At 35.2% G+C, this 22,594-nt stretch carries 16 protein-coding genes and 1 riboswitch; of the genes, 12 read left to right on the forward strand and 4 right to left on the reverse strand.

The window, feature by feature from the left end; all coding sequences use genetic code 11:
* Positions 1 to 126: 126 nt before the first annotated feature.
* The gene (locus NSQ92_RS07555) at positions 127 to 1,953 is read right to left on the reverse strand and encodes an APC family permease (RefSeq protein WP_341152519.1); all 1,827 of its coding nucleotides are present in this window, start codon (positions 1,951 to 1,953) and stop codon (positions 127 to 129) included.
* Between the two features lie 146 nt (positions 1,954 to 2,099).
* Positions 2,100 to 2,245: riboswitch (cyclic di-AMP (ydaO/yuaA leader) on the reverse strand.
* A gap of 146 nt (positions 2,246 to 2,391) precedes the next feature.
* Between NSQ92_RS07555 and NSQ92_RS07560 the strand changes: the two genes are divergently transcribed.
* Positions 2,392 to 2,514, forward strand: a complete 123-nt coding sequence (locus tag NSQ92_RS07560; RefSeq protein WP_047940119.1) for a hypothetical protein — start codon at positions 2,392 to 2,394, stop codon at positions 2,512 to 2,514.
* 323 nt (positions 2,515 to 2,837) lie between these two features.
* Here the strand turns inward: NSQ92_RS07560 and NSQ92_RS07565 are convergent, their stop codons facing one another.
* Complete coding sequence (locus NSQ92_RS07565) at positions 2,838 to 3,314, reverse strand: DinB family protein (RefSeq protein WP_047940120.1); 477 nt, start codon at positions 3,312 to 3,314, stop codon at positions 2,838 to 2,840.
* A gap of 91 nt (positions 3,315 to 3,405) precedes the next feature.
* Between NSQ92_RS07565 and NSQ92_RS07570 the strand changes: the two genes are divergently transcribed.
* Positions 3,406 to 4,089, forward strand: coding sequence for a helix-turn-helix domain-containing protein (locus tag NSQ92_RS07570; protein WP_144546267.1), 684 nt, complete (start codon positions 3,406 to 3,408; stop codon positions 4,087 to 4,089).
* A gap of 587 nt (positions 4,090 to 4,676) precedes the next feature.
* Here NSQ92_RS07570 and NSQ92_RS07575 read toward each other — a convergent pair.
* On the reverse strand, positions 4,677 to 5,267 hold the full coding sequence (locus NSQ92_RS07575) for a DUF1349 domain-containing protein (RefSeq protein WP_341152520.1): 591 nt from the start codon (positions 5,265 to 5,267) through the stop codon (positions 4,677 to 4,679).
* Between the two features lie 231 nt (positions 5,268 to 5,498).
* Here NSQ92_RS07575 and NSQ92_RS07580 point away from each other — a divergent pair, with 231 nt between their 5' ends.
* Positions 5,499 to 6,521 (forward strand): C45 family peptidase, encoded by a 1,023-nt coding sequence (locus NSQ92_RS07580; RefSeq protein WP_341152521.1) that lies wholly within the window; start codon positions 5,499 to 5,501, stop codon positions 6,519 to 6,521.
* 217 nt (positions 6,522 to 6,738) lie between these two features.
* Positions 6,739 to 7,743, forward strand: a complete 1,005-nt coding sequence (locus NSQ92_RS07585) for a serine hydrolase domain-containing protein (RefSeq protein ID WP_047940124.1) — start codon at positions 6,739 to 6,741, stop codon at positions 7,741 to 7,743.
* A 346-nt stretch (positions 7,744 to 8,089) separates the two neighbouring features.
* Here the strand turns inward: NSQ92_RS07585 and ppsA are convergent, their stop codons facing one another.
* Positions 8,090 to 10,693, reverse strand: a complete 2,604-nt coding sequence (ppsA, locus tag NSQ92_RS07590) for a phosphoenolpyruvate synthase (protein ID WP_341152522.1) — start codon at positions 10,691 to 10,693, stop codon at positions 8,090 to 8,092.
* Positions 10,694 to 11,023: 330 nt separating this feature from the next.
* Between ppsA and NSQ92_RS07595 the strand changes: the two genes are divergently transcribed.
* The 8 genes from NSQ92_RS07595 (at position 11,024) to NSQ92_RS07630 (ending at position 22,586) form a co-directional block, all read left to right on the forward strand.
* Entirely contained in the window at positions 11,024 to 11,722 is a 699-nt protein-coding gene (locus NSQ92_RS07595; protein WP_341132422.1) for an aspartate/glutamate racemase family protein, read from the forward strand.
* Positions 11,723 to 12,136: 414 nt separating this feature from the next.
* On the forward strand, positions 12,137 to 13,606 hold the full coding sequence (locus tag NSQ92_RS07600) for a glutamate decarboxylase (RefSeq protein WP_341132423.1): 1,470 nt from the start codon (positions 12,137 to 12,139) through the stop codon (positions 13,604 to 13,606).
* A gap of 290 nt (positions 13,607 to 13,896) precedes the next feature.
* Entirely contained in the window at positions 13,897 to 14,631 is a 735-nt protein-coding gene (locus NSQ92_RS07605) for an SDR family NAD(P)-dependent oxidoreductase (RefSeq protein ID WP_341132424.1), read from the forward strand.
* A gap of 230 nt (positions 14,632 to 14,861) precedes the next feature.
* Complete coding sequence (locus NSQ92_RS07610; RefSeq protein ID WP_053215549.1) at positions 14,862 to 15,503, forward strand: DUF1349 domain-containing protein; 642 nt, start codon at positions 14,862 to 14,864, stop codon at positions 15,501 to 15,503.
* Positions 15,504 to 16,128: 625 nt separating this feature from the next.
* Complete coding sequence (locus tag NSQ92_RS07615) at positions 16,129 to 18,234, forward strand: peptidoglycan D,D-transpeptidase FtsI family protein (RefSeq protein ID WP_438825712.1); 2,106 nt, start codon at positions 16,129 to 16,131, stop codon at positions 18,232 to 18,234.
* 70 nt (positions 18,235 to 18,304) lie between these two features.
* Positions 18,305 to 20,341: a penicillin-binding protein PBP4(5) gene (gene pbp4, locus NSQ92_RS07620; protein ID WP_341152523.1), complete on the forward strand. Its 2,037-nt coding sequence runs from the start codon at positions 18,305 to 18,307 to the stop codon at positions 20,339 to 20,341.
* Positions 20,342 to 20,406: 65 nt separating this feature from the next.
* Complete coding sequence (locus NSQ92_RS07625; RefSeq protein ID WP_047940131.1) at positions 20,407 to 20,796, forward strand: BlaI/MecI/CopY family transcriptional regulator; 390 nt, start codon at positions 20,407 to 20,409, stop codon at positions 20,794 to 20,796.
* Positions 20,796 to 22,586 carry a BlaR1 family beta-lactam sensor/signal transducer gene (locus tag NSQ92_RS07630; RefSeq protein WP_047940132.1) on the forward strand — a complete coding sequence of 597 codons (1,791 nt, stop codon included), beginning with the start codon at positions 20,796 to 20,798 and terminating at the stop codon, positions 22,584 to 22,586. Before NSQ92_RS07625 ends, NSQ92_RS07630 begins: the two co-directional genes overlap by 1 nt.
* The last annotated feature ends 8 nt before the right edge of the window (positions 22,587 to 22,594 follow it).

Raw genomic sequence — 22,594 nt, forward strand, 5'->3', positions numbered from 1 at the left:
AAATAATCATGCGCGATCTAACAGGCTCTTTTTTTTCTATTACATTCCATATAATAATAAGAAAGGAGTCTCTTTTATAATGAAAAAGAAACTCCTTTTAGCTTGAATAGGACCAATTTTGCTATTTTATTTTTTAAAATGATAAGGTACGGTTGTTATTACTACATTTCTTCGGTACAATAAAAATGTTCTAATCAATAAACTAGATTGATTATGAAGGATATTGTGCCAGCCTTTCTTCGGTATAAATTGCGGAATCACCACTGTTACCTGATAGTTTCCTTCTTTTGTTTTATGTTCAATTGTATCAACAAATTTTCTAAGCGGGTTAATGATACTTCGATAATACGAATGAAGTGTTACAAGCCTAATTTCGGGCTGCCATTTATTCCATTTCGCTTCGAATACTTTTTCTTCTTCTCTCTCAAAAGAAACATAAACAGCAATAATTTGTTCTGGTTTAAGTGATTTAACGTAATTTAACGTATTTTCCACGACATGTGTCATTCCTGCTATAGGTACAATCATCACATTTCCTTGAATAGTCAATGGCGGTTCAGAAGTAGTAAGTCTAAGCTGATCACCAACTGCTAAATAGTGCTTATTTATTTTATAAAAGATAAACACGATGATAGGCAAGAAAATTAAAATCGACCATATTTGGGAGAATTTTGTTATAAAGAATACCATTGTAACGATGAAACTGATCGTTGCACCAATGGTATTAATAATAAATTTCGGTACCCAGCCTTTTGGTTTTTCTCTAAGCCATTTAACCATCATGCCACTTTGAGACAATGTGAATGGGAGGAAAACACCAACAGCATAGAGTGGAATTAAATGCTCTGTTTTTGCGTTAAATACTAATATTAATAGGATGGAAGCTAGACCAAGAATGATTATCCCATTGGAATAACCTAGACGGTCTCCTCGAATGAGAAACATCCTAGGAACAAATTTATCTTTTGCAAGATTAACTGCAAGTAAAGGAAAAGCAGAATATCCAGTATTAGCAGCAAGAATTAAAATCAAGGCTGTAGTTACTTGAATAAAGAAATACATAAAATTACGCCCAAAGACTCCCTCAGCAATTTGAGAAACAACTGTCACTTCTGCTTTCGGTGTGATTCCGTAAAAATAGGCGAGAGTAACAATCCCTGCAAATAATACCGCTAGTAAAGCTCCCATCATGACTAGTGTTTTAGCAGCATTGTTAGGCGCTGGTTTTTTGAAATTAGGAATCGCATTTGAAATTGCTTCGACTCCTGTTAATGCAGAGCTTCCTGAAGCAAATGCTTTTAATATAATAAATAAGCTGATTCCCGCTACAGGAGTACCGATTGGCGTATGCAATTCAGATGGAACATTTCCGGTCAATATATTATAGATACCAACGCCAATTAAAATAAATAATGCTAAGACAAATAAATAAACGGGATAGGCTAATATAGAAGCAGATTCCGTCACTCCTCTCAAATTTAAAACAGTGAGAAGAAATACAAATGCAATGGCAATCTCTGCATTATAACCATGTAAAGCAGGAAAAGCAGATGTAATGGCATCTGTACCAGCAGAGACACTTACTGCAACCGTTAAGATATAATCTACTAATAAGGAACCTCCAGCAATTAATCCAGGAGTTACCCCTAAATTGCTTTTAGACACCATATAAGCACCGCCGCCATTTGGGTAGGCAAAGATAATTTGTCTATAGGATAAGATAAGGGCGCTTAAAAGAATTAATACTCCTATCGCGATTGGGATGGAATACCAAAACGCAGTCGCACCTATCGTTATTAAAACGATCAAAATTTGTTCAGGACCATAAGCAACCGAAGACAGAGCATCGGAAGATAAAATCGCTAAAGCTTTTGTTTTGTTGAGTTTTTGTTCACCTAGTTCATAGGATTTCAATGGACGTCCAATTAATAATCTTTTAATGGAACCTAACATGCGAATTCACCGCCTGATTATATGTGTTATTAATAACTACCTCAAATAATGTTTTTACTCATTTACGTAATTAAATAAAAAAGCCTACAAGCCATTATTAATAGACTTGTAGGCACGTTAATTTTCTTGTGTCACAAGTTCCACCTTCCTTCTCATATTAACGCTTACGAGGTTAGCTGTCGGATTCGGGCCTTGAGTAGCCCTACCTTAAAAAGGATTCACCCCATGGGCATAATAAACGCCCAGCAAAGAATGGTTCCCCCGTACCGTATGGTTTCAGCGATCTAGAAATTTGAAACAACGATATTATCTTACTCTCGTACTTGGGAAATGTAAATAGTTATTTTGTGTAATAATTGTGAAGCTGGAAAAGCTAATAGAAATAGCTATTTTCCTTTTCACTTACATAATAAAAGTTAATTAATAAGGAGGAATTTTATGAGCAAAGAAAACAAATTTATTATTTCAGATGAATTTTTAGATCAATTAGCAAAAGAAATTAATCAACTAAATGGAGAACCGGAAGAGGAAGAAAGTAAAGATGATGAATCGAGGGAATAAAAGCTTTAAAAAGAAACAAAAGTTGTTAACGATATTTTAAAAAAGAAGACTTTAATTATTTTATCGGAAAGAAAGCATGAAGAGAAAATTACCTGTGGATTTGAAAGATAAGAATGAGAATAATAATAAGCGCGCATCAAGCAAAAAATTTACGAACTAAGTCTGGTTCAACACCGTATCCATATCAGTAAATTAGTTGCTTCCTATCGCGCTTATGTTGGAATGAATAATTTTTTTCTAAACTTACAAACTTGCATTCTCGCTGTTTCTATTTTTATCTATTTAACATAGATATCAAATTACAATATAAAAATAATAGAATATTAATCCCAAATTTGCGGTCGTTCAATCCCCATTGTCCTCATATAGCCCAATAACTGACCTGTATGTACTGATTCGTGATAAGCAATACGTAAAAGCATATCCTCAAGTGTTCTAATATAACCAACATCTGAACGGTCAATCATTCCATTTTCAAGGTCATCATTACTAATTGATTTAATATATGTCAAAAATTCCTCACGATATGGTTGAGAGAATTTTAATTCTTCCTCAACGGTTGTAAATTCCTTCTGCTCGAATGGATTGTGAAAAGAATTGGGCTCGATACTGCCTTTGTTAATAAGCATTTGATGATAAAGATATTCTCCTTCAACAACATGTCTAATCATGTCAGCACATGAAAGGGCCTCTTCGTCTGGCTTCCATTTTAGCAGCTGAGGAGGTATTGCTTTCCAAACTTTTATACTTCTACGTCGTACCTCTTTAAAATTTAAGATTAATAAATCTGTTTTACCCATTAGGTGAATCTCCTTTCAAATTGATATTTATAATAGTAGCATATAAAAACTTCGGTTATAATCGAACTATCAATGTAAAGGGAGGATGGTCATGGCTATTAGCCCCGATTTTTCATATGTTGCAAAACTAATGGCTGATTCATCAAGAGCGGCTATGTTGGAGGCTCTTCTCGGACTTGATGGACTTCCAGCGAATGAACTAGCAAGAAAAGCAGACGTTACCCTACAAACAGCAAGCAGCCATCTTTCTAAAATGGTTGAAGGAAAATTGATCCGTGTAGAAAAACATGGCAGACACCGCTATTATAGTCTAGCAAATACCGATGTTGCTAAAGCAATAGAGACATTGATCGTTATTGCCCCACCTGTGCGCATTCGCTCATTAAAAGATTCTTCACGAGCAGAAAAGATTAAAATCGCTCGAACTTGTTATGATCATTTGGCAGGGAGACTTGGTGTAAAGTTAACCGAAGCCTTTATTGTAAAGGGATATATGATTGAGGAAGAGGATAATTTTAACGTAACGGAAGAGGGAGAAACGTTTTTTCGTGATTTTGGAATTGATCTTGACACTTTGAGAAATAAAAGAAGACATTTCGCTAGAAAGTGTCTAGACTGGAGCGAAAGGCGTTATCATCTAGCAGGATCATTAGGTCATGCAGTTTTATTAAAATTATTAGAACTTAATTGGATTGAAAAGCTGCCTGATCGAGCAGTGAAAATTACCATAGAAGGAAAAGAAAAGTTATATAATATCCTAGGTATTGAAATGTAAAGGGTTTGTCTTGCCTTTTTTGGTTAGTGGATAGGTATAATAAGATAGTTTTTATAGATATATTAAAGTTTATTTCTAATCTAAACAATAAGGCGGTAAGAAAGATAAAAGCTATTTTTTTCGGTAAACTAGTAATGGGGAGTAAACGAGTGAGTGTTTAAAGTCCACCACTTTCGTTTTTTTCCAATTCTTGCTGTTGAAATTTCTATGACACCGATTATGAGTGTCGCTGGAAAAAATCTTTTTATATCACGAACGCCTATAAGAGTTAATGATAACCACGATAGGACAATTATTAAGATATTGTATAACTGTTGTAGTTTTAATGACATCCGAGAATCCTCCCTGTTTTTTATAGGATTCTTATTAAGATTATTTATTATGCATAAAAATTGCCATTTTCTTTCTAATTTAAAGAATATAAAGGTTAAGTACACGCATTTATTAATGTTTCAATTTTGGGGGAGCTAAAATGGAAAATGGCTATTATAATGATGGATTCATCTCTGTAGTGGATATTCAAAGTCGGTGAACGTAAAAAAAACGATTGACTGTTACACCAATCGCAGAAGAAATTTGGAATTATGCTATTTACCCATACGAATATTCTTTACGGTCTTCTTTTCAATACTCAAGTTTTCATAAATTCTCTTTCCGCCATTTCCTAAGGGAGCTTGTGCTAATAGTCCAACTTTTACAATCTCATCAACAGGCAAGCTGAAAAATCTCATCATATAATAATTTTGACCGTCTGTGGAGTAGTGGAATGCAAAAGAATGCCCACTTCTGCAAACTTGTAGCCATACAGCATTATCATCAATATTGCAACCGTTCGCATCATCCGACTCTTCCTTCGTTACAACGCTTACAACTGCATGAGTATCAAAATCAGTTAATTCAAAACAAGCCTTTGCCCAATATGTCATATCCTTCATAACCATTATGGAAGCAGAATCATAAGTGTCCTTAAAATCATGAGAAACCTTTACTTTCATGATAAAATCGCCGGCCACCTCTGTATAATAAAAGGGCGCGTTACACAATGATTGAGGCGTGATACCTTCTGCTCCAAGTGCGCCATTGTTACAGAAAAAATCAGTTTCTTTTGGAGCGTATATTTCTATTCTGCCGTCTTCTTCCACGATAGTGCTTTCGTTAATCCAGTTGAAATTTAACATATTTTTCCCTCCTTTAAAGATAAAGCTATTTGCAATACATCCTATTACCTCCTCGCCTAATATTATAAACTAAATGGCGCTGCCAATAAATAACAACATTTTTACTTAGAGGTCCTATTGGATTAAAAAAAGGATATATTTCATAACAGTCTAAAAAGAGCATAAAAAGACAGGAAATTATTTTTCTTTTTAAGTATAGTCAGATTTAGAAACAATAATGGAGGGGATTTCATGAAGAATTTTGAGGTGGATATTATTCAAATTAGGGATCGTTCTTTTCATATTGGTTTAAAAACAGCGGAGAGAATATTGGATCGTTCGATTGTTAAGATGTGGAGTGAGTTTTTCGAACAGGACATTGATTATGAAAATATGCACTCCATCTATTCCACATATGCTCCACATCTATTAGAGGAATTAGAAGGACTGGCCCATGGTTTGGGGATTTCGTCTATCAGAGCTGCATCCATGTTTAGCGGTTATCACGTTCCCAAGATAGATGTGATGGGATGCACGGCTATTCTTACAGATGAAATTTATGTTCGGAACTACGATTTTTCTCCCAATCTCTATGATGGTATTTTTAGTTGTATCCAAGCGGAGAATACGCTGGCCACCGCAGGCTATAATTTGCAAATTTTAGGGAGACATGATGGAGTTAATGAGAAAGGGTTAGTGATGGGCTTCCATTTTGTTAGTTATAGTGGATATACAAAGGGTGTTTCCCCATGGGCTGCAATACGGATGGCTTTGGATACTTGTTCTTCGGTCGATGACGCATCTGCTCTGCTAAAAGAAATCCCTCATTCAGCCTGCTATAATTTTTCGGTGGGAGATAAAAAAGGAAACATCGCGGTAATAGAAGCAACTCCAGAAAAAGTGTGCATTAGAAAGGATGAGAAGCTCTTATCATGTGTTAATCATTTTCAAACTTCTGAACTCCAAGACAAAAACAGATCTGCTATTAATGGTTCCGTCAAAAGAAATAATTATTTACAATCATTCCAAGGGAAGAAACGAACACAGCAAGAGATGTTTAGCATATTCGCAAAGAAAAATTCTCCCGTATTCTTTCAGAATTATGACCAACTATTCGGAACACTACACACATTTTCCTACTCTTTCCAAGAATCAAGAATTCTTACTTCTCTAGCGCAAGGAAAGGAAGTTCTCGATTTTAATTTTCATAATTGGACAAATGGAGCAGATCTTGCCAGCAAAAAGATGACAGGTTATATCGAGACAATTAATTAGCTTCAATCCTTTTTAAAAAACGTCTAAAACCTTGATACAAAGGGATTAGACGTTTTTTAGAAGGATTAACATCACGCTAGAAGTTGAAGCGTAGCTTAATTACAAAGAAGGGGACTCTTATGTAACTATCGGAGTTTAGGGGAAAAGGGCTTCTATAATTTGTAGAGAATATTAATAAAGGAATTATACAGTTTATGGATTTAGAAGGAGTAGTAGCATGGAGCATCTTGATAAATTGATTACGTGGGTAGAGAATATTAGAGAAAAAAATGGAAGTAGTAGCTCAGCATTATATATTTTAAAGGATAATGAAGTAATACTTGAACATTATAATGGCCTTCATTCCAATTCCACTAAAGCAAATCCGATCACTGCATCTTCTCAATTTAATGTAGCATCTGCTAGAAAGAGCTACCTTGGATTAGTAGTGGCCTATGCAATATATGAGGGGAAAATTAATAGTATTAATGATTATGCCAGTGATTACTTTGGAGATATGGATGAAGGATTATTAGGTAAAACAACTTTACGTCATTTAGTTACCCACTCGCACGGGTTACACCAAAAAGAGGATGGTACTATTTTTCGAGAGTTTGAACCTGGGCAAAATTGGGCTTATAGAGGGATTAATGTGTCAATGATGACAGAACTAGTAAATCGTCTATTTAAAATAAGTTTTCCAGATTTTTTGGAAGAAAGAGTATTTTCAAAATTGGGCTTTAGGGAAACAGCTTGGCAAACGAAAGAGAGTGAATTATTAGTAAAACAAATCATTAATCGTGAAGATGAAGGAGCCTTCAAACTAGGGAATTCTGCTGATGGAATGGAGTCAAACTTACATACCACTGCACGGGAGTTTGCACAGTGGGGAAATCTTCATTTAAATAAAGGTTTTGCAAACGGAAAGCAGATTGTGCCCAAAGAAGTTATCGAGATTGCGACTCAAATCCATAGTCCTATTTATAGAGATAATAAACTACCATTAAATGGATTGTTTTGGTATGTGCAAGGTGATCCTGCAGTTTACAGTGAACTTGGTCATAGAGTTCCAAAAGGTTCTTATCAAATATTGGGAATAACAGGACCAACACTTTTGGTTATTCCTAAATACAATGTGGTCGTTGCGAAGATGTACAATAAACGTTATAACTATGGAGGTGAAAACTACCTTTATTATTTAAAGGAATTTAGTAATTTAGTTGCTGATACCTTTCAAAATTAAAGATTGTTATAATGTCTAGTAAACATTTGTATGTAATTTAACAGGAATATGCACTTCTCTAATCTATGGGGCATATTCCTGTAATAAGTGAAATGGAGCATAAAGATAAAGTTTGGCCGAAAACACCACACAAAACGATTTCACCTTAAAATCAAAAGAAGCCATTTTGAATAGAGATTAAATAACATGGCTTCTTTCTTTGGGAAAAACTTATCTATCTTAACATACTAATAACAATCATCAGTTGCTATCCCGCTATATGTCCAAGTAACGAGGTTTTTATCATAGGCGGCAAAGAGCCATAATATCAAGCATTCTCCTAGTTTGAATGCTTGAAGGTAATGAGTTATAATATTTCTACATATCCTTCTGTTCCATTCACCCTGATTCTTTGTCCGTCTTTTATTAGTTTCGTGGCATTTTCTACTCCAACCACAGCTGGTAATCCGTACTCCCGTGCAATAACGGCTCCATGCGTCATAAGTCCACCCACTTCGGTGATGAGACCCTTTATTGATACAAACAATGGTGTCCAGCTAGGGTCCGTAAAGGTTGTGACTAGTATATCTCCATCTTCTAAATCTGCGTCTTCCAAGTTTAAGATAACGCGAGCGCGGCCCTCCATAATTCCTGAAGAAACTGGCAGACCTGGAATTGCTTCTTCTGGGAGATTTTCACGTTTATACTTACCTTCAATGATTTCGCCATCAGATGTGATCACACGCGGGGGAGTCAGCTTTTCATATATGTTGTAATCTTCCTTTCTCTTGCTGATAATTTGATAATCCAGCTTATTTGTGCGTACTATTTTATGGAGTTCTTCGAAAGTGAGATAGAATATATCTTCTTTTTCATGAATAACTCCCGCTTGCACGAGCTGGGTAGCTTCATTCAATATGGCCTGCTTGTAAACGAAGTAACGGCTGATCATCCCAAATTTCGGATATTCACGATAACCGATGAAATTTCGGATTAGGTCAATCATCTGTTTTGTTTCGTTTGCCTTTTGTTCACCATCCGGTAAATATTTCAAGCGCTCCAATAACTCTTTTTCTTTTTGCAAAGCTTCATGAAGTCCTTGTTCAAATATCCGCTTACTAGCGTGGGGTTCAAAGTTTTTGATGTTACCAAGAATCATGGGAACAAGTGTAAGTGGTTTTTCACTCCAGCGTATTCTCGTAATATCAATTTCACCAGCACATCGCATTCCGTATTTGGTAAGAAAGGCAATTATGGCATTGCTTGCTTCCTGCCCACCATGTAACTTGACCATTTCATTCAAAAAGTTATCATCTTTTACACTTTGCAAATAATCAATTACTTTTGGAAAAGGTCGAATCGCATCTGCGACATCCAAGAGAGCTAAACCCATTTCTGAAGTAATATTATTCGATACAGATTGGGAAATGGTGTCCGCTGCGTTTTTTTCTCCCAGCCACTCGTTCATCTTTTCATTGAGCCATGTTGCTGCATTCATGGCAGCCATAAATACAGCTGTACTTTGCGGGTCAAATAATATCCTCTTTAATTCCTGAATATCTTCTAGAATAAAATCAAATAACTCTGATCCGGATTTAGTTTTAATGTTTTGTTTTAACTCTTCAATGGATATTTGGCTGCGCTTTATGAAATCAGAAACGATGGATGGGTTATTATTTTCTAATTGTGCCTGTATAGCTGTATTGCCTTTTACATGATTGGGAGCTTGATTATCATCAGGTAATAACTTGATAAAATTTTCCCGCTCCAAGATGGTCATGAGTGCATCTTTTAGAAGTGGATCGTGTTGTCCCATGCCATTTAATAACATGTTTCTGCTAGCAGGTAAAGCAAGCTGCTGTGTGACATCAACAAACAACCTTCCACCTGCTTTACGCATAGGTGCGTTAGTGGTTAACAGAAAAAAAGACAATCCCAGCGGTTTAATTGCGTCGGTCATCATTTGCTGATGACCGACAGAGATATAGACATGGTTTTCTTGATCATTCGCCTCGGGGATTGGGAAAAGCGTTGTAATAGGACGACTCTGAACTATATAAAATTTATCATCAACTAAACACCACTCAATATCTTGAGGACAGCCAAAATAATCTTCAATCTTTCTTCCGATGCGTGCCAGTTGCAAGATTTGCATATCAGTCAGTGATTGTGTCTTTTGCTGCTCAGGATTAATCGCTTGCGTCTTTGTTCCGCCATCTTTAACAGCAGTTACAGCCAACTTTTTGGCAGCGATCTTTTTATGGGCAATTTCATTTTCTTGAATCTTATAATTATCGGCTGATACCAAGCCAGAGACTAGCGCTTCTCCAAGTCCAAAACTGGCATCAATCGATAGTATTTTTCGGTTGGAGGTAAGGGGATCAGCTGTAAATAAAATCCCAGAAGCCTGTGGAAAAACCATCCTTTGAATAATCACAGATAAATAAACTTGCTGGTGGGCGAATCCATTTTGCATTCGGTAGATTACAGCGCGATCTGTAAATAGAGAAGCCCAACATTTCTTGATATGCTCCAAGATGGCTTCTTTGCCGATGATATTTAAATAAGTGTCTTGCTGGCCGGCAAAAGACGCATGCGGCAAATCCTCAGCAGTTGCACTAGAACGTACTGCATATGCATGTTTTTCACCAAAACGGGCGAGATAAGTGACAACTTCACTAACAACATCGGAGGGAATATCCGTTTCCATGATGATTTGTCGAATCTCCCTAGAAATCTGACTTATTTGCTTTTGATTTTCTACTTTTAAGCATGTAAGCTTTTCTATTAATGCTTTAAACATTTCGTTTTGTTCGATGCTTTTTTGATAGCCTACTGTTGTCACACAAAATCCATCGGGTACTTGTATTACTTGAATTTTTGATAATTCCCCTAAATGGACTCCTTTCCCACCAACAAGCATACGTTCTGTTTTTCCAACTTTCTTTAGATCGAGTACCAAAGAACTCATCCGCATCGCTCCTAACCATTAATGTTCTATTGATTTTAGCAGTAATAAAGGAGAATAAATAGTCTATAATAACCATTTTTTGTATGGTATAATTAATATAGAGGGTACTATGAAAATAAAATCTAGCCTTACAATAACTTAATTCATGTCATTTCTTATTTAACTTTTTTTGCTTTATGTTCTAATAGTTAATAGGAGATATTAAGCCTTTATCATACACACTGTGCGATACTTAATAATGAAGTATCGTATTTTAATTGAACAATAGGTGTATGAAAAAAACGCTATCTCATGATATATAATGGACAAGTAATAAGGAGGAGATTCATAATGCTAAGCAATAAATTTTGTAGAATCGGTATTTTGGCGGGGATGGGTCCACGTTCGACCGCTCCATTTATTGAGTCGGTTTTAGATGAATGCGAGCGACAATATGGTGCAAAAAATGACATAGATTTTCCCCATATGATTATTTATTCATTACCTACACCCTTTCATCCAAAAGAACCTATTATTAAAGAAGATATGGTGAAATCTTTACAAATAGGAATAAAATCTTTAACAGAAGCTAATTGCGATTTTATTGCTGTTCCTTGTAATGTAGTCCATCAATTTTATGAAGATATGACAAAGATGACCAATATACCTATTCTTAATATTATCCAAGAAACAATAAATGCTATTGGTGTCCAAAGTTCAAAAGTTGGTTTAATTGGTACCAGAAGCACAGTAGAAAATCAGCTATACCAGCCTTACCTACACAATAATAATAAAGATATTTATTGGACAGAACGTATTCAAAGCCAGGTTGATCAATTAATTTATGATGTTAAACAGAATCACGAAATGGAAGAGCTTATTCAAAAATGGAAAAACATAGAAATGGAGCTTGTAGAAAATGGTGTAACAGATGTAGTTTGTGTATGTACTGATCTATATTTTTGTGGATCTTATACTTCTTTAAATTTCTTCGATTCATCAAAAATTCTTGCTAAAAGTTTAGTAGAAAGATATTTAGCCTTTAAATAGGTGATATTCGTGTTCAACTATAGGGTGGTTTATTTAGCGGATAAATAGTTGTACGAAGGGGAATATAGATCTTTAAATTATCCAGTATAATTTTATATTCACAAATAGAGTGCATTTGTATAATACATATTAATGCTTCAAAGATTTTTAATAAAAACGTCTAAAACCTTGATATATAAGGAATTAGACGTTTTTTATTTCAGTTGAAGGAAAAGAAGATTCTTGGGTAACTTCTGGTTTTATTAAGTAAAACCTTACTTTTGCTAGAAAAGGACTGTGTTGTTATTTAAGTTAAATGATTTACGTTAATAATCTTTTATCCGAGTGGTGGAAGAACCTTTAATTAGAATAAAATAAATGCTTTTTAGTAAATAATATAATGGTTAAACCATTTTATTTAAGGGGGGGACATCTATGCCACACCATCGAAAAGCAGAACTTCAAAATGATACATACGAAGAAAAAGAGATGATTTCAGATAATTCACAAAGTCTACCTCATCATGTGCAAAAGGAGCTGCCGCAAGAATTATCGGTAAATCCTTTATTTGCCCGTGAAGGGGAATCGGACGTTCCGCGTTTTCACATGGCTGATAAAGGCATGTTACCAGAAACAGCATATCAAATCGTCCATGATGAAATTGCTCTTGATGGCAATGCTCGCTTGAATCTTGCTACATTTGTTAGCACATGGATGGAACCAGCCGCAGAGCATTTATATACTAAATCATTCGATAAGAACATGATTGACAAGGATGAATATCCACAGACAGCTGAAATTGAAGAGCGATGTGTCCGCATTTTAGCCAACCTCTGGCATTCGCCCAACCCTCTCACGACTATGGGTGTTTCTACAACTGGTTCGTCGGAAGCATGTATGCTCGCGGGGCTTGCGTTAAAGAGACGCTGGCAGAACACACGCAAAAGCACAGGAAAGTCGGTAGATCGCCCCAATATTGTGTTTAGTTCTGCTGTTCAAGTCGTTTGGGAAAAATTCGCGAACTATTGGGAGGTTGAACCACGCTATGTGAAGGTTAGCCCTGATCATCCTCTATTGGATCCTCAAGGGGTTCTCGCTGTAGTGGATGAAAATACAATTGGTGTGGTACCAATTCTCGGTGAGACTTACAGAGGGCTTTATGAACCGGTTGCTGCTATTGCAAAAGCGTTGGACGATTTGCAGAAGAGGACAGGTATTGACATTCCGATTCATGTAGATGCGGCTTCTGGGGGATTTATAGCACCATTTCTTCAACCAGATTTAGTCTGGGATTTTCAATTACCGAGAGTGAAATCCATCAACGTATCTGGACATAAATATGGGTTAGTATACCCCGGGCTGGGCTGGATAATTTGGCGGGAAGCTGCAGATCTCCCTGAGGATCTCATCTTCCGTGTTTCCTATTTAGGCGGGAACATGCCGACTTTCGCTTTGAATTTCTCTCGTCCTGGCGCACAGGTGCTCCTTCAATATTACAATTACCTGCGTTTGGGGAAAAGTGGCTACTATGATGTTCAAAGAGCTTCTCAGAAAGTCGCTCTTTTTCTTAGCGAGGCGATTCAAAAGATGGGACCGTTCGAACTTTTGTCCGATGGTTCGGATATTCCGGTTTTCGCTTGGCGGCTTAAGGATGGTTACACATTAAATTGGAATCTTTATGATTTATCTCGACAATTACGTGTATTCGGCTGGCAAGTACCCGCCTATCCTTTACCTCCAGATATGGAAGAAGTGACGATAATGCGCATTGTGGTTCGAAATGGATTTTCTATGGATCTCGCGCATCTGTTTTTGATGAATCTCAAACAGACCGTTGCTTTTTTGGATTCTCTAGACGGACCCATGCCACATGATTCGAAGTCTAACAATGGGTTTCATCACTAAATGGATTCTATAGTCTTTAAATTGAGCTAACTCTCAGTGAAATTAATATTCTTAGATGGATCCCTCCAAGCAGAAGTTTATTGGAGGGACTTTTTTATGGAGATTACGTCAATAAAGGAGAATATGCTTTATACAGCTTATAAAACATAAACGTAGATGATTTGCTTTAAAAGAAATGTTTCTACCTAGCTCTGGCAGTATAACTTAATAACAAAATAGTTTATGATAGTAGTAAATACAATGAAATATATGATAATAAGAAAAATAATAAAAGAAAGGAGTCTTACAAAGTGCTCGAAAATAGAAAAGTTATTATAACAGGTGCAGCCTCCGGTATTGGAAAGGAGAGCGTCAGAAGATGTTTACATGAAGGTGCTTCCGTTATTGCTTGCGATATTAATAAACAGTCCTTACATAGTTTAAAACAGTCAATGGGTGACTGTTATGATCTACATACATATCATTTGGATATAAGTAACTACGAAGAGGTTCATAAATTTTTTGTATATATTGATGAAGACCATGCTGATATAGATGGTTTGGTTAATAATGCGGGAATTTATTTGGCTAAAAATATCTTGGATTATCAAGTAAATGAAATTGATAAAGTTCTAGATGTAAACATAAAGGGATTTATTTATTTTTCGCAAATGTTTGGTAGAAAATTGATGCAAAGTAAGTCAAATGGAGTAATCGTAAATATGTCTTCCGTGTCAGGCGTTGAAGGCAGTTCAGATGCAATTTACGGGCTCTCAAAAGCTGCCATAATTGGTTTAACTAAAAGCTGTGCCATCAATTTCTCACCGTATATTCGAGTTAATGCTGTTGCGCCCACGATGGTGGATACATCTATGATGGATACAATACCCGATTGGAGAAAAGAGGAGTATCAAAGCCACCAGCTTATTGATAAGCCTGTCTTACCGGAAGATGTGGCTGATACGGTTGTTTTTTTATTATCAGATAAAGCTAAACATTATACTGGTGCCACATTTGATATTAATAACGGAGGATATTTAAGATAGTACATTTTTTATAAGCTTTGTGCAGGCTTCCATTTATTTTAGGAAGCCTGATTAATTAATTAATTGGAATGAGAAACAAATGCTTTTCGCTACTATTATATATAGTGGATTAAAGAAGTAATGTAGCAATAGGCCAATAGAGAACCTAAATAAATTTGTGATATAGTTAAGAATAAATAACATTTGATTTATGTAATTGGAAGATTTGATTTTATTTAGGAGGAGATTCATTGAAGAATAAAAATTGGATATTATACGAGAATTTTGATGGTAAGAGTTTAACGGAAAATCTTGTGTGGCGTTGTGAACCAAAGAAATGGTTTGTAGACACGAAATCTTCTCAACTAGTTTTAGAAACAGATCAAGAAACCGACTATTGGCAAAAAACTCACTACGGTTTTGAGGTTGATAATGGCCATTTTCTCTTTACCAAAACGAACAAGAATTTCAGAATGACAACAAGAGTTAAAGCTATTCCCAAATCTAAATATGACCAAGCTGGACTGATGATTCGATTTTCCGAAGAGACATGGGTGAAAACGTCTCTAGAGTACATACCAGATGGGTTAAGCAAGCTGGGTGCAGTTGTCACCAATAGAGGTTATTCCGATTGGTCTACTCAATATGTAGACTGTAAAGAAGTGCAAATATATTACCGTATATCCAAAATTGGGCAAAATTGTTATATGGATTTTTCGTGGGACGGAGAGGTATGGAATCAAATTAGAATTGCCCACTTAGATGTGGCAGATAGTTCAACTGTTTTAGCAGGAGTCTATGCTTGCAGTCCTCAAGGAAGAGAACAAGAAGTTCGTTTTGATTTTATAACAATCGAAGAGCTAAATAATGACCCGGCAACTGCATATTTGTAAGTCAACGATATTTACTATAAATTGCAAGTATTTAATTTAGATTAGATAAAAGAATTACTATGGCGCATTGATCCAATAAGGGATAATGCTTCTTTTTTGTTCTTATACTAACGGGGGGGAGTATAGCCCAAGAAGGATGATTTAAAGCAATCTAGAGTAGTAAAACGGAGTTAATTGTAGTATAGAAAGGAGAAAACCTACTTGTAAATAGATAAAACCATTGCGGATTTACGTCAACAAGTGGATACTTAGCTTAAAGAGCTAAATGTCGTTTAAATGCTGTTCATATGGATGAACAGACTTACTTCCTTTTAAATAATAAGCATACAGCTAACGAAAATTTTATAGATTAAAGTACTTTAATCATTTGACGAGTCATGTTATAGTAAATACTACAAATGTAAAAGTTGGGGCGTGATGAATGTAATTTTAGAAAATCTAAATATAGAAAATAAGCTATTTATAGAATTTTACAATCATTAAATGGTTAACGAATTATTTTAAATAATTTTTTTTTGGTTGAAAAACTACAAATGTAGTATTTTGAGAAAAGAGAATCTATATCCAATATGGAAGAATAAATGTCAAAATACGTATATTTATTGTTATGAAAGGGAGGGTGCCGTTGAAGAAAAAAAAAGAGAGGACAAAGCCATTTGTTTTCTCCTTCCGAATAAACATATTATTTTTAATTGTTTTTTTGCTGTTCTCGCTTCTTATTTTAAGGCTTGGGATTGTGCAAATAGTAAATGGAGAGGACTATAAGCGGGAAGTTGACAGAAAGGAGAATGTAACTGTAAAAATTGCTATGCCGCGTGGGGAAATATTAGATCGAAATGGAAAGTTAATCGTAGGGAATAAGCCGTCTAACGCAATAACGTTCACAAGAGCACAAAATAGTAAAACTGAAGAAATGTTGAAAATTGCAGAAAAGCTAGCGATATTTATTAAAAAGGATTCTAAAGAGGATTTAAAAGCAATAACAGAAAGAGATAAAAAAGATTACTGGATTATAAAACACTCAAATGAAGCAGAAGCGAAAATTACTGTAGCTGACAAGAAAAAGCTTAAAGATGATAAAAATTACGATGCAAAAATTTATCAGCTAACCCTAGACCGTATAACAAGTAAAGAAGTAAACTCATTTACTAAGCAAGAACTAGAAGTATTAGCTATTTATCGTGAAATGAGTAGCGGATATCCGTTGACACCACAGATCATCAAAAAAGAGGCTACAACTAAAGAAGTTGCAATGATTAGTGAAAATCTAGATTCCCTGCCTGGGGTTGATACAACGATAGATTGGGATCGCTATAATCTTTATAAAGATACAGAAGGGAATGAAACTTTAGCCTCGGTCATTGGTAAAGTATCCTCTTCTAAAGAAGGCTTGCCTAAAGATTCTATTGATTATTATTTAGCAAGAGGCTATAGCAGAAATGATCGAGTAGGAAAAAGTTATATTGAAAATCAATATGAGGATGTATTGCAAGGCCAAAAAGAAAAAATCAAAAACATAATCGATAAAAACGGAAATATATTAGAGTCGGAAGTTGTGCAAGAAGGAAAACGAGGTGATGATTTAATCCTTTCAATTGATATCGATTTACAGCGTGAGATAGAAAAGATAATTGAAGAAAAAATAGGTAAAGCTAGAATTGGTGAGCCTTATCTCGATCGAACATTTGTTACTGTTATGAATCCGTATTCCGGTGAAGTTCTTTCCATGGCGGGAAAACAATTTGAGCAAAATAAAAAAACAGGTAAAACGGAAGTAAATGATTTTGCATTAGGAAATATAACGACCTCATATGAAATGGGATCAGTTGTGAAAGGAGCTACCGTATTAACGGGCTATCAAACAGGTGCAATTGTTCCAGGTGAGGTACTTAATGATCGACCTTTAAAGTTTTTAGGAACGAATGCAAAAAAATCTTGGAATAAGACAGGATTCGGTCCAATTAATGATCTTTATGCATTGAAACGATCTTCTAATGGATATATGTTTTTAACGGCCATGAAATTAGGTGGACAGCAAACCTATATTCCCAATGGACTATTAAGTATTGATAAAGTGTTCGCGATTGAAACATTCAGATACAATTTCTCTCAATTTGGGCTAGGAGTGAGAACAGGAATTGATTTACCTGGTGAACAAATTGGTTATGGTGGAGGTCAAATCCCTTCTGAATCTGGAAAAGTATTAGACTATGCGATTGGGCAATATGATACATATACGCCATTACAAATTGTCCAATATATTTCCACTATTGCAAATGGGGGTTATCGAATCCAGCCGCATATTGCCAAGGAAGTACGTGAACCTAACCAAGCAAATGAATTGGGACCTATTATTCAGGAATTTGAACCAAAGGTGTACAATAAAATTGACATGAAGGAAGAGTGGATTAAACGTGTCCAGCTTGGCTTTAAGCAAGTAGTGAATGAGCCACTTGGAACCGGATATGGAATAAAGAACAAAGAATATAAGATTGCTGGGAAAACAGGGACTGCACAGGCGTTATATAATGGCCCATTACCACATAGCCCAGGTCTAATGCTCTGGAATATTACATTTGGAGGGTATGCACCTTATGATCACCCAGAAATTGCTGTTTCTGTCACTGTCCCTTGGTTACGAACAGACCAATCACACGTTAATTTAGAAATAGCGAATGATGTGTTTAAAGCGTACTTTGAACTAAAGGAAAAGAGGCAAGATTCTGAATAATCATTGTGTTTAATTCGCCTTAATTACTACAAATGTAGTAATTAAGTGAAAGGAAATGAGGGGAAGAGAGTTGACTAGCAGAGTAGAAAGAAAAAAGAGAAGAATCAAACCCTATATCATAATGATATTTGTCACTTTAGCTGGGATTATTGGCTTAAGTCTTTATATGATCATGAATAATAGTAATAGTAGCCAAGGACAAAAAGCTGCAGATGCCTTTATTCAAATATTAGTGAACAAAGAGTATGAAAAATTAGGAGAAGTTCTCGAAAAAGACTCATACGATTCATTAGGATATACGTTGGAGGAAGTGATCGACAAATATGATCATATATTTAATGGAATTAATATTCATGGGATTCACGCGTCCAATATTGAATTAAAAAAACTCAATCACAATGTGCAAGAGTTATCCTATCAATTAAGCATAATAACTCCTTTAGGTAGATTAGATAAAATTAATTATCAAGCAAGGATTATCAAATCAGGAGATCAGTATTTGATAAAATGGGACCCTTCATTAATTTTTCCTAATATGGAGGGAAAAGATAAGGTAGCTTTTCATCAATGGAGAGCAGAACGTGGAGAAATTATAGATCGTCTTGGCAATGGCATCGCAGTGAATGAAAACTTTAAGGAGGCAGGGGTTGTTCCGAAAGACTTACTCAAGGGAAATGAAAAAACGAAGCAACTGCAAAACATTAGCAAACAATTAAATATATCTATAGAAGAGATTCAACAAAAACTGAAACAAGGATGGGTAAAGGATGACCTATTTGTTCCTCTTAAAATTATCGAAGCCAATAAAGCGGAAGTCATATCTGGGATTTCCTATCAAAATACTAACCTCCGATATTACCCTTTAAAAGAAGCTGCGGCACATTTAATTGGATATATCGGAGAAGTAACAAGGGAAGATTTAGATAAAAATTCTGATTTGAAAGAAGGAGACATGATAGGCAAAGCCGGATTAGAAAGAGCTCTTGATAAAGAGTTGCGTGGAAAAGATGGTGGAGAAATTCTGATTGTCGATGAAAATGGAAAAAACAAGCAAGCAATTCAAAAAACCGAAAAAATAGATGGAAGAGATATTAAACTAACCATTGATGCTTATATTCAAATGGAGGCATACAATCATTTGAAAGAAAATCCAGGTTCTACTGTAGTCATGAATCCGAAAGAAGGTGGTCTTTATGCTGTAGTTAGCTCTCCTTCATACGATCCGAACAAAATGGTTCGTGGCATATCACAGAAAGAATATAATAAATATGCTATGGATGAAAACAAGCCATTTCTTTCAAGGTTTGCTTCAGCTTATGCTCCAGGCTCCACTTTTAAAACGATTACAGCTAGTATCGGGCTTGATGCGGGTGTGACATATCCAGAAAAGCGAAGAATAATAAATGGGTTAAGTTGGCAAAAGGATAAATCCTGGGGAGGGTATTCCGTTACACGTGTTTCTAATGTGCAACATGTCGATATGAGAAAGGCACTTGTTTATTCCGATAATATTTATTTTGCTCAAGAAACGTTAGAAATGGGAGAAAAAACGTTTCGAAATGGGCTGGATAAATTTATCTTTGGCGAGGAATTGGATTTACCAATCGCAATGAAGCCAGCGCAAATTTCAAATCACAAGTCATTTAATTCAGATATCCTTCTTGCTGATACAGGATATGGACAAGGAGAATTATTACTTTCACCTATTCAACAAGCTGCCATGTATTCTATTTTTCAAAACGAAGGAAAAATCGTTTATCCGAGATTGCTAGAGGATAAAAGCGGGCCGAAAACTAAATCAGCTATTACCCCTTCAACAGCAAATGAAATGAGAACCTTTTTAGAAGCTGTTGTGAGCAACCCAAATGGAACGGCCCATCTTCTCTATAATCAACAGTATCAGTTAGCAGCCAAAACGGGTACCGCTGAATTAAAAATGCACCAAGGAGAGAAGGGGGATGAAAATAGCTTTTTATTAGCTTTTGATACAGGGAATGATCAGTTTCTTTTACTTTCATTAGTGGAACACTATTCAAAAGGCGGTTCGGCTACTCAATTAAATAAATCATTCATCGATGAGTTGTATAAATATTTTAATTCCTTGTGATGCTTTAATAATTTGGCCCAACCTGCTATAATAAATACTACAAATGTAAAAGCAGGAGGGTCATGATGAAAGAAATTCCGCAAATTTCTGAAGGTGAATATGAAGTGATGAAGGTAGTCTGGAACTATGAGCCGATTTCCACTCCTGAAATTGTGGAGAAAGTATTAAAAAATAGCGATTGGAAACCGAATACAATTCATACAATGCTTGTACGTCTAGTGAAGAAAAAAGTATTACAAACAAGAAAAGATGGCAGAGCATTTATTTATACATCACTTGTTAAAGAGAACGAATATGTGGAACAGAAAAGTAAATCTTTCCTGAAACAATTTTTTGGTGGTACATTAAACTCAATGGTATTAAATTTTATTGAAAATGAGCAGCTATCAAAGGAAGATATTTCAGAACTCAAGAGTATTTTAGCTGAGAGGGATAAGAAAGAAGGGAAAAAATAATGGTTGTAACCCGGTTATTATTAAGTACACTTGTTGTATCCCTCCTTATTTTAATAATCCTGTTAATCAAAAAAGTATTTTACAACCATTTATCTCAGCAAACACATTATAAAATTTGGTATTTTCTTTTCGCTCCAATAATTACTTACGTGATTCCATGGGATTTTTTACAGTTTCGAGAAATATTTCAATATATGCAAAACTTCCTATTCATTGAGAAAGATATAACTAAGGGCAATGAAAGGTTCAGTGGTTTGGGCATTTCACAGACATCCAATTATGATTTATTGAATGATTTCTCTATTTCTGTGAACAAAACAAATACAGAATTTTTTCAACAGTTCTTTTTGGTAATTTGGATCACTGGAATCATGTTTTTCATTGGGAGTGCTATTTATGCAAATTATCAAATTAGGCAAATTAAAAAGTCATCTACGAGTATTAAAGATCAAAAAATAAATGAAATGTTAGAAGAGTGCAAGGAGGTTGTCGGGGTAAAAAGAAAAATAATTTTACTGGAGACCGCACTTATTACCTCTCCTATTACATTAGGATTGTGGAAGCCATATGTATTTTTACCCCAAAAAACCAAAGAAGAATTCTCGTTAAGTAAAATAAAATATGTCTTTTTACATGAACTATGCCATCAAAAAAGTAAAGATAGTTTCGTTAATTACCTAATGTGGTTGCTTCAAATTATTTATTGGTTTAATCCATTAGTATGGTTGGCTTTAAAAAAAATGCGAATCGACCGTGAGTTGGCATGTGATGCTTCTGTTCTAAATCTTTTGGATGAAAGTAGATACACCGAATATGGCTATACAATCATTCAGTTTGCGGATAAACAGTTTAACCGACCATATAAACAGTTTTCCACTGGAATGGGAGGAACGAAGGAACAACTCAAACGACGAATTCAGAGTATAGCTAACTATAGAGTGGATTCTCCATTACTAAAATGGAAGAGTAAAGTTATTTATACTATATTGGCAATTGTTGTGTTACTCTTTACTTCGCTTTCTTCTGTACTCGCTAGTTCAGACGATGTGTATCATTTTAATGAGAAAAATGTTATCTATGAAGATCTTAGTTCTTATTTTAATGGGGATATGGGTAGTTTTGTTCTATATGATGCTATCAAAAAACAATATCAAATATATAATCGTGAAATGAGTGAACAGAGGGTTTCCCCCAATAGCACCTATAAAATTTATTCTGCATTATTCGCTTTAGAAACGAATGTAATTTCCACTACAAGCAACGAGCAGTTGTGGGATGGAACGGCATATCCTTTTGAAAAATGGAATACCAATCAGAATTTGTCAACTGCTATGGAGAGTTCTGTTAACTGGTATTTCCAACACCTTGATCGTGAAGTTGGGAAGAAAAAGCTGCAAAGTTATTTTCACAAACTAAACTACGGGAATGAAAATTTGTCAGGTAATATAGATCGCTATTGGATGGAATCCTCTTTGAAAATTTCTCCAATTGAGCAAGTTCAATTATTATCTGCATTAGAAGAAAATAAATTGGGCTTTAAAGAGGAAAATATTCGTTCAGTAAATAATGCTATTTTCATAGATGAACAAAAGCAGGCACAGCTATATGGAAAAACAGGAACTGGTACAATTAATGGGAAAGAAATAAATGGTTGGTTTGTTGGCTTTGTGAAAAAAGATGGCTATAGTTATTATTTTTCGATAAATATTCAAAATAAAACTGGAAAAGCCAATGGAAAAAAGGCGGCTAATATCGCAAAGCGAATATTACATGACAAAAATATTTTCTAAATAAACCT

This window comes from Niallia sp. FSL M8-0099 (assembly GCF_038006945.1).
Lineage (GTDB): Bacteria > Bacillota > Bacilli > Bacillales > Cytobacillaceae > Niallia > Niallia circulans.

What these genes read in the sequence shown, in the direction of transcription:
- NSQ92_RS07570 (WP_144546267.1), top strand. Translation starts at nt 3,406, where the DNA reads ATGGCTATTAGCCCCGATTTTTCATATGTTGCAAAACTAATGGCTGAT.
- NSQ92_RS07575 (WP_341152520.1), bottom strand. Translation starts at nt 5,267, where the DNA reads ATGTTAAATTTCAACTGGATTAACGAAAGCACTATCGTGGAAGAAGAC.
- NSQ92_RS07585 (WP_047940124.1), top strand. Translation starts at nt 6,739, where the DNA reads ATGGAGCATCTTGATAAATTGATTACGTGGGTAGAGAATATTAGAGAA.
- NSQ92_RS07580 (WP_341152521.1), top strand. Translation starts at nt 5,499, where the DNA reads ATGAAGAATTTTGAGGTGGATATTATTCAAATTAGGGATCGTTCTTTT.
- NSQ92_RS07560 (WP_047940119.1), top strand. Translation starts at nt 2,392, where the DNA reads ATGAGCAAAGAAAACAAATTTATTATTTCAGATGAATTTTTAGATCAA.
- NSQ92_RS07555 (WP_341152519.1), bottom strand. Translation starts at nt 1,953, where the DNA reads ATGTTAGGTTCCATTAAAAGATTATTAATTGGACGTCCATTGAAATCC.
- NSQ92_RS07600 (WP_341132423.1), top strand. Translation starts at nt 12,137, where the DNA reads ATGCCACACCATCGAAAAGCAGAACTTCAAAATGATACATACGAAGAA.
- NSQ92_RS07565 (WP_047940120.1), bottom strand. Translation starts at nt 3,314, where the DNA reads ATGGGTAAAACAGATTTATTAATCTTAAATTTTAAAGAGGTACGACGT.
- NSQ92_RS07595 (WP_341132422.1), top strand. Translation starts at nt 11,024, where the DNA reads ATGCTAAGCAATAAATTTTGTAGAATCGGTATTTTGGCGGGGATGGGT.
- NSQ92_RS07630 (WP_047940132.1), top strand. Translation starts at nt 20,796, where the DNA reads ATGGTTGTAACCCGGTTATTATTAAGTACACTTGTTGTATCCCTCCTT.
- NSQ92_RS07625 (WP_047940131.1), top strand. Translation starts at nt 20,407, where the DNA reads ATGAAAGAAATTCCGCAAATTTCTGAAGGTGAATATGAAGTGATGAAG.
- ppsA (WP_341152522.1), bottom strand. Translation starts at nt 10,693, where the DNA reads ATGAGTTCTTTGGTACTCGATCTAAAGAAAGTTGGAAAAACAGAACGT.